The 6,717-nt window shown below is 74.6% G+C and carries 6 protein-coding genes; all 6 read right to left on the minus strand.

Features of this window, described 5'->3' with window-relative positions; all coding sequences use genetic code 11:
* A partial coding sequence (locus ACPYOM_RS20215; RefSeq protein ID WP_481347316.1) for a TatD family hydrolase occupies positions 1-821 on the minus strand: 821 nt, incomplete at its 3' end.
* A gap of 9 nt (positions 822-830) precedes the next feature.
* Positions 831-1,451, minus strand: a complete 621-nt coding sequence (locus ACPYOM_RS20220; RefSeq protein WP_481347317.1) for an EboA domain-containing protein — start codon at positions 1,449-1,451, stop codon at positions 831-833.
* Positions 1,448-2,368: a sugar phosphate isomerase/epimerase family protein gene (locus ACPYOM_RS20225; protein ID WP_481347318.1), complete on the minus strand. Its 921-nt coding sequence runs from the start codon at positions 2,366-2,368 to the stop codon at positions 1,448-1,450. The genes ACPYOM_RS20220 and ACPYOM_RS20225 overlap by 4 nt, the downstream gene beginning before the upstream one ends.
* A complete protein-coding gene (locus ACPYOM_RS20230; protein ID WP_481347319.1) occupies positions 2,365-3,303 on the minus strand; it encodes an SCO3242 family prenyltransferase in 939 nt (312 codons plus the stop codon). Before ACPYOM_RS20230 ends, ACPYOM_RS20225 begins: the two co-directional genes overlap by 4 nt.
* A complete protein-coding gene (locus tag ACPYOM_RS20235) occupies positions 3,300-4,514 on the minus strand; it encodes an inositol-3-phosphate synthase (protein ID WP_481347320.1) in 1,215 nt (404 codons plus the stop codon). The genes ACPYOM_RS20230 and ACPYOM_RS20235 overlap by 4 nt, the downstream gene beginning before the upstream one ends.
* An 84-nt stretch (positions 4,515-4,598) precedes the next feature.
* The coding region (locus tag ACPYOM_RS20240) for a PKD domain-containing protein (protein WP_481347321.1) at positions 4,599-6,717 on the minus strand (2,119 nt) is incomplete at its 5' end.

The raw sequence follows: 6,717 nt of genomic DNA on the forward strand, positions 1-6,717 counted from the left end.
CCCTCGGGGCGGTCACCGTCGGCGTCCTCGGGCAGCTCGAGACGACCGCTCTGGGCGAAGAACTCGACGGGGTTGCGCCACAGCACGCGGTCGACGTCGTCGTCGGTGAACCCGGCGCGCAGCATCTCCTGCCCGGTGCGCCAGGTCTTGAGCGGGTCGCTGTTGCCCCAGTCGGCGGCGGAGTTGACGAGCATCCGGTCGAGACCGTGCTCGCGCAGGATCGCGACCATCCGCTGCTCGTCCATCTTCGTGTCCGGGTAGACGGAGAAGCCCATCCAGCAGCCGGACTCGGCGACGACGCCCACCGTCACCTCGTTGAGGTGGTCGACGAGGACCCGCCGCGGCTCGAGACCCGACTCGCGGACGACGTCGAGGGTCCGACGCGTCCCCGCGAGCTTGTCGCGGTGCGGCGTGTGGACGAGGGCGGGCAGCTCGTGCTCGACGGCGAGGGCGAGCTGGGCGGCGAAGGCCTCGTCCTCCTCCGGCGTCATGCTGTCGTAGCCGAGCTCGCCGATCGCGACGACCCGGTCCTTGACGAGGTAGCGGGGCAGCTCGGCGAGGATCTCGCGGCAGCGGGCGTCGTTGGCCTCCTTGGGGTTGAGGCCGATCGTCGCGTGGTGCGCGATGCCGTATTGCGCGGCCCGGAACGGCTCCCAGCCGAGGAGCGCGTCGAAGTAGTCGCAGAACGTGCCGACGGTCGTCCGCGGCTGGCCGAGCCAGAACGAGGGCTCGACGACGGCGCGGACGCCGGCCTCGTGCATCCGTCGGTAGTCGTCGGTGGTCCGCGAGGTCATGTGGATGTGGGGGTCGAAGATGCGCACGGCTGCTCCTCAGCGGTCTCGGGCGCCGACGGGGTCGGTGGTCGGGGTGGTGTCGGGGTGGGTGCAGGCGGCGAGGACGGTCGAGGCGTCGGCGGCCACGGTGCGGCCGGCGGCCAGCCGTTCGGCGGCGTAGTCGGTGACCATCCGGGCCAGCTCGGCGTCGGCCCGCTCGGCGAGACCGGCGACGGCAGCCACGGGCACCCCGGTGAAGAGCACCTTGAGGACGGCCTGCCGCCACGCGTGCGCGTCGAGGTGCCGCGCGGCGTACGGCCCCAGCGCAGCCTCGACCAGCCGGGTGTCGTTGGTGCGCAGGGCATCCCGGACGAGCGGTAGGCCGCGGTCCCCCAGCGGGTCGTGGCGGTCTTGCGCGTCCAGGGCGTCGAGGGACCCCAGCACCGCGAGCCGCTCGGCCGTGTCGCCACGCTCGTAGAGGCGGGCGACCCGGCGGGCGATGTCGTCCGAAGGTCCGGGCACGGCGAGCAGGAGCCGACGTCGGTGGGCGGCGCCGTCCACCCCGGCGCGCGCGGCGAGGCGTGCGGCGGGCGGGAAGTGCCGGTCGATGGAGTCGGGGTCGCGGGCCACCTCGACCAGGGCGGCGTCGAGGTCTGGCTGGGTCGCGGTGCGGGTCACGAGGTCACCTCCTGGAGGCTCGGGTCGGATGCGGTCCGTCCTGCGGGAGAAGCCGCCGCGGGGCAGGCGGCGGGACGCGCTGCCGCCCGCTGCGCCTCACGGAGGAAGCGGAGGCTGTCGGCGGCCAGCGTCGGCGCCGCCCATGCGTGCCGCGGCAGCTCGACGGAGACGAGGCCGCGGTAGCCGACCGCGTGGAAGGCGGCCAGGACCGGCGGCACGTCCACCTCGCCCTCGCCGAACGGCAGGTGCTCGTGGACGCCGCGCCGCATGTCGTCGATCTGCACGTTCGCCACGTGGGGGCCGGCCGCGAGGACGACGGAGGCCGGGTCCTCGTCCTCGACGCAGCGCAGGTGGCCGACGTCCATGGTCAGGCGCAGCCGGTCCGGGTCGCCGAGCCGCCGGCGCAGGGCGAGCACGTCGCCGACGCGCTCGAGGACCATGCCCGGTTCGGGCTCCACCGCCAGGTCGACGCCGTGCTCGACGGCGACCGGCAGGACCCGGGCGACTCCGTCGTCGACACGCCGGAGCAGCTCGGCGCGCGGCACCCCTCGCGGCCCCAGGCCGCTCCAGCAGGAGACGACCGGCGCGCCGATCTCGGCCGCGATGCGGATCGCCCGCTGCAGCAGGTCGACGCGACGCTGCCGGCCCTCGTCGGACACCAGTGTCGGCTCGTGCTTGCGTCGCGGGTCGAGCAGGAACCGTGCCCCCGTCTCGACGACGACGTCGAGGGCGTGGCGGTCGAGCAGGGCCCGCACCCGCCGGACCCGCGCGGCGACGTCGCGGGCGAACGGGTCGAGGTGCGCGTGGTCGAGGGTGAGCGCGACGCCGTCGTAGCCGAGGTCTGCGAGGAGGGCGAGCGCGTCCTCGAGCCGGTGGTCGGTGAACCCGTTGAGGCCGTAGCCGAACCGCAGGCTCATGTCGGCGACACCACCCGCATGGCGAGGCGTCCGACCGGCACCGAGGCCGCGAGGGCCAGGGCGAGCTCGGGCCGTCCCCGGCCGGCGACGAGCGAGCCCTGCAGTGGCACGAACCCCCGGATGCCGTGCCCCGTGGCGCGCCGGACCGTCGCGGCGTCGGGCGAGCGGGCCGCGTCGAGCTGGGCCGGCAGGACGCCCCGGGCGTACCAGCCGGCCAGCGTCGTCGACAGCACGACGGACCCCGCGCGCCACGCGCGCGTGCGGTGCCGAGCACGCGACGGCCCGTCGAGGGCCGGCGCGAGGGCCGGCGCGAGGGCCGGCGCGAGGGCCGCCGTCGCGGTGGCGACCGCGGCGGTGCCGAGCGCCACGGCCCTGGCGGTGGCGGCGGAGCCGCCGTGCACCTCGCCGCGGCTCAGGGCGGTGACGCCCGCGGTGTGGGCACCGACGAGCACGGCCGGCGCGGCGGCCGCTCGGACCCCCGCCACGCCGCCGGCGCTCGCCCCGAGGACGACGTCGAGGGCACGGGTCGAGGCCATCGTGGCCACGCCCACCGGCCCGTCCTTGGGGCCGAGGTCGTAGGCCCACACCGCCGCGGCGAGGACGCCCGCGACGGCTGCGCCGACCCGTCCTGCCGCGAGGCCGGCCACGGCGACCCCGCCGACCGTCAGGCCGGCGGCCACGCCGAGGGCGGTGGTGGCCGGCACGCGTCCGGACGGGATGGGCCGTTCCGGACGCTCGGTGGCATCGACAGCGCGGTCGGCCCAGTCGTTGAGCGCCATCCCGGCCCAGTACAGGCATGTCGAGGCCAACGGCAGCAGTGCGGTACGGCGCCCGCCGGGCCAGCCCGCCGCGGCTGCGCCGGCGAGCGTGTCGCCGGGGACCGTGAGGGCGGCCGGCGCACGCACCAGCTCCGCGAGGTCGCGCAGGGTGGTCATGACGATGCCGATGTCGATGCCGGTGCCGTGGTGCCGCGGACCCAGCCGCGCAGCGTCTCGAGCTGTGCGGCGAGCCCGTGCTCGTCGGAGCCGACGGGGTCCTTGAAGAAGAACCCCCACTCCGGCACGGAGCCGACGACGCCGCGACGCAGCGCGAGGTCGGCGAGGCGGGCCAGGTCGATGACGAGTGGTGCCGCGAGGGCCGAGTCGCAGCCCTGCCACGTGAACTGCAGCGTCATCCGCGTCCCGAGGAACCCCGAGAACGTCACGTGGTCCCACGCCGTCTTCCAGTCGCCGAGGTCGGTGATGTTGTCGATGTGGACCGGGCCCTCGACCGGGTAGCCGAGCATCGCCTCCAGTCCCTTGGCCTTGCTGCGCGACTTGCTCTCGCGGGCGTCAGGGTCGGCAAGCGTCGCGCCGTCACCGCCACCGAGGAGGTTGGCCCCGGCCCATGAGCGCACCCGGAGCGAGCGTGCGGCGAACATCGGCGCCAGCACCGACTTGACGAGCGTCTCGCCGGTCTTGCCGTCGCTGCCGCCCCACGGCACGCGGAGACGCTGCGCGAGCTCGGCGAGCGCCGGGAGCCGGGCGCCGGTGGACGGGGTGAAGTCGACGAACGCGGCACCGGCGAGGAAGGCCGCCGCCGCGTAGACCGAGCTGGACGGGAGGGGCGAACCGCCTGCCGCCCAGGCCGACTCGAGCGCCGAGAGGGAGGCGTGGGACGCGTCCTCATCGACGGGCGGCTCGGTCGAGGACACGTTGACGACGACGACACGGTCCAGGCCCTCGGCCCGACGGAAGGCCTCGATGTCGGCCGCGACGCGGCGCGCGGCGTCGCCCTGCGTCTCGGCGCCGGGCGCGTAGCCGGGCCGCAACCGCGTCTCGACGCGTTCGAGCTCGTCGTGGACGAGGGGCAGGGCGGTCGCCGGCACGACACCCGCGTCGGCGAGCGCGGCGGCCCGCTTGACGAGGGGCACGTCGGCGACGTCGTGGCCGCCGAGCACGAGGCGGTCGAGCCCGACCAGGTGCTCCCGCAGGCCGGGCTGCTCGGTGACGAGCCCGTCCGGGCCGTGCTCGCCGATGCCGCCCGCGGCGACCAGGGCCAGGCCGGTGGCCACGGTCGTCGCGACGCTGCCGCGCGCGCCGACGAGCCAGAGCCCGGTCCGTCCGATCGGGTGCTCGACCGGCCCGGTGCTGTTGTCGTTGCTCATCTCGATCTCCTTCGATCTGGTCGGGTCCCCCGGTGGGGGCCCGGGTGACCCGGCGGCGGGGGCCGCCGCCGGGTCACCGGGTCGTCACCTCAGCGAGGCGATGACGGCGTTGCCGTCGCGCTGGAGCGCACCCCGTGCCGCGGCGTCCGACACGTTCGCCGGCTGGCCGGCGAGGGCGACGAACTCCTGCAGCTGCGAGATGGCCGCGGCCGGGCGGCCACCCGCCACGTGCCGGGCGGCCTGCTCGAGACGCTTCTCCAGGAGCGGCTCACCGACCTTCGTCACGAGTCCCTCGCGGGCCAGGCGCTCGGTGAGGGCGGTCAGCTCGGCCAGCGACGTCGTCGTGGTGAACGTCGTCGTGGTCGTGCGGACGAGGCCCGCCTTGTCCTTAACCGTGACGACGAGGGTGTGGTTGCCAAGCGGCAGGCGCCACAGGGCCAGCGGCTGGTCGGCCGCGGCCGTGGTCCCGTCGACCGTGGCCGTGACGGTGTCGATGCCGCTCGTGGCGTCGGTCGCCGTCCACCTGACGTCCGTCGAGTTGCCGACGGACGCGCCGTCGGTGACCCCGGAGACCGCCACGGTGGGCTGCGTCTTGTCGAGCTTCACCGTGACGGAGCCGACCTCGGAGACGTTGCCGCCGTTGTCGGTGGCCCGGTAGAGCACCGTCGTCGTGCCCTCGGTCGAGACCGTGAGCGCGGTGTTGGCGTTGACCCACGTCGCCCCACCGTCGGTGGAGCGCTGGCGGGAGGCGACGGTGCCGTTGTCGGTCGCGGTGACCGTCACGGTGACGTTGCTCGTCCACCAGCCGTTCGCGCCGTTCGGCGTCGCCGGGCTGAGCGTCGCCGAGACGGTCGGCGGCGTCTTGTCCGCCACCCCGTCGCCGACGAACGAGAGGGCGTCGAGCACGACCCCGCCCGTCGAGGTGACGAAGAGGCGGCCGGTGCCGGCCGGCTTCGACGACAGGACCGCCGCCGTGTCGGACCAGCCGGTGCTGTCCACCGCGACCGTCCCGAACGGTGTCGCCGTCGGCGAGTTCCAGCGCAGCGACAGCGTCCCCTGGCCCGACGCGCGGGCCGTGATGCCGGTGATGCCGACGAGGTTGGCCGGGTCCCAGCCGAGGTGGTCACCGGCGTCGAGCGAGGTGACCTTGCGCAGGCCGCTCGCCGTCGTGTCGCCGACGATCTCGACGCCCTGGGCCAGGTCGGCCCACTCGGCCTCCTGCTTCTTCGGGTTGAGGACCAGCTGCTCGGTCGTGGTCGCGGCCGGGACGCCGGCGTGACCGTTGTCGGTGTAGGTGATGACGACGACGCCGAAGATGTTCTCGGTCTCGCCGTGCTCGGTCGCGTCCGCCGGGGTCGGGATCGCGAACTGGCAGCCCGTGCCCTGGCTCAGCGGGTGGGCGTGCGCGTCGTGCCCGAGACCGAAGGTCCACGTGACGCGCGAGCACACCGTGGCGGTGCCGTCCTCGGGGTCGGAGGTCGTGACGTCGAACGGCACGGCCTGGCCCCAGTCGAAGAAGGCGCCGTTCGGGGGCGTCTTGATGGTCACGGTCGGTGCGACGTTGCCGACCGAGATCGACGTGCTCGTCAGGCCGCTGCGGCCCTGCGGGTCGGTGACGCGCAGACGAGCCGTGTACCTGCCGAGCTCGGTGTAGGTGTAGGACGCGGTGGCACCGGTGGCGTCGAACGTGCCGTTGCCGTCGAAGTCCCACTGGTAGGTGAGCGCGCCGCCCTCCGGGTCCTTCGACGCCGAGGCGTCGAACTGCACGGTGAGCGGGGCGTTGCTGCTGCTCACCGGGCTGGCCGCGATCTTCGCCTGCGGCGCCTTGTTGCCCGGGCTGTAGTCGATCCGGTAGAGGCCGGCGTCGGGGTTGGCCCGGAAGAAGCCGTCACCGTAGTCGAGGACGTAGAGCGACCCGTCCGGGCCGAACTCGACGTCGATCGGGCTGTCGGTGATCGGCTGGCCGTTCGTCTCGAGGGCCTTGTTGGGCAGGACCTGCTCGATGTGGTCGACCGGGCCGTTCGGCCACTGCACCGTGAAGGCCGCGAGGTAGTCCTGGGAGAACTCGGCGAAGAACGCCTTCTTGTCCCAGTACGCCGGGAACTTCGTCGTCGACGGGTTGTCGGCGTCGTAGTGGTAGACGGGGCCGCCCATCGGGCCCTGGCCGCCCTGCGGGTCGAAGTCGGTCAGCTCGGGCCACGGC

Source organism: Monashia sp. HAY1-2A (genome assembly GCF_056755315.1).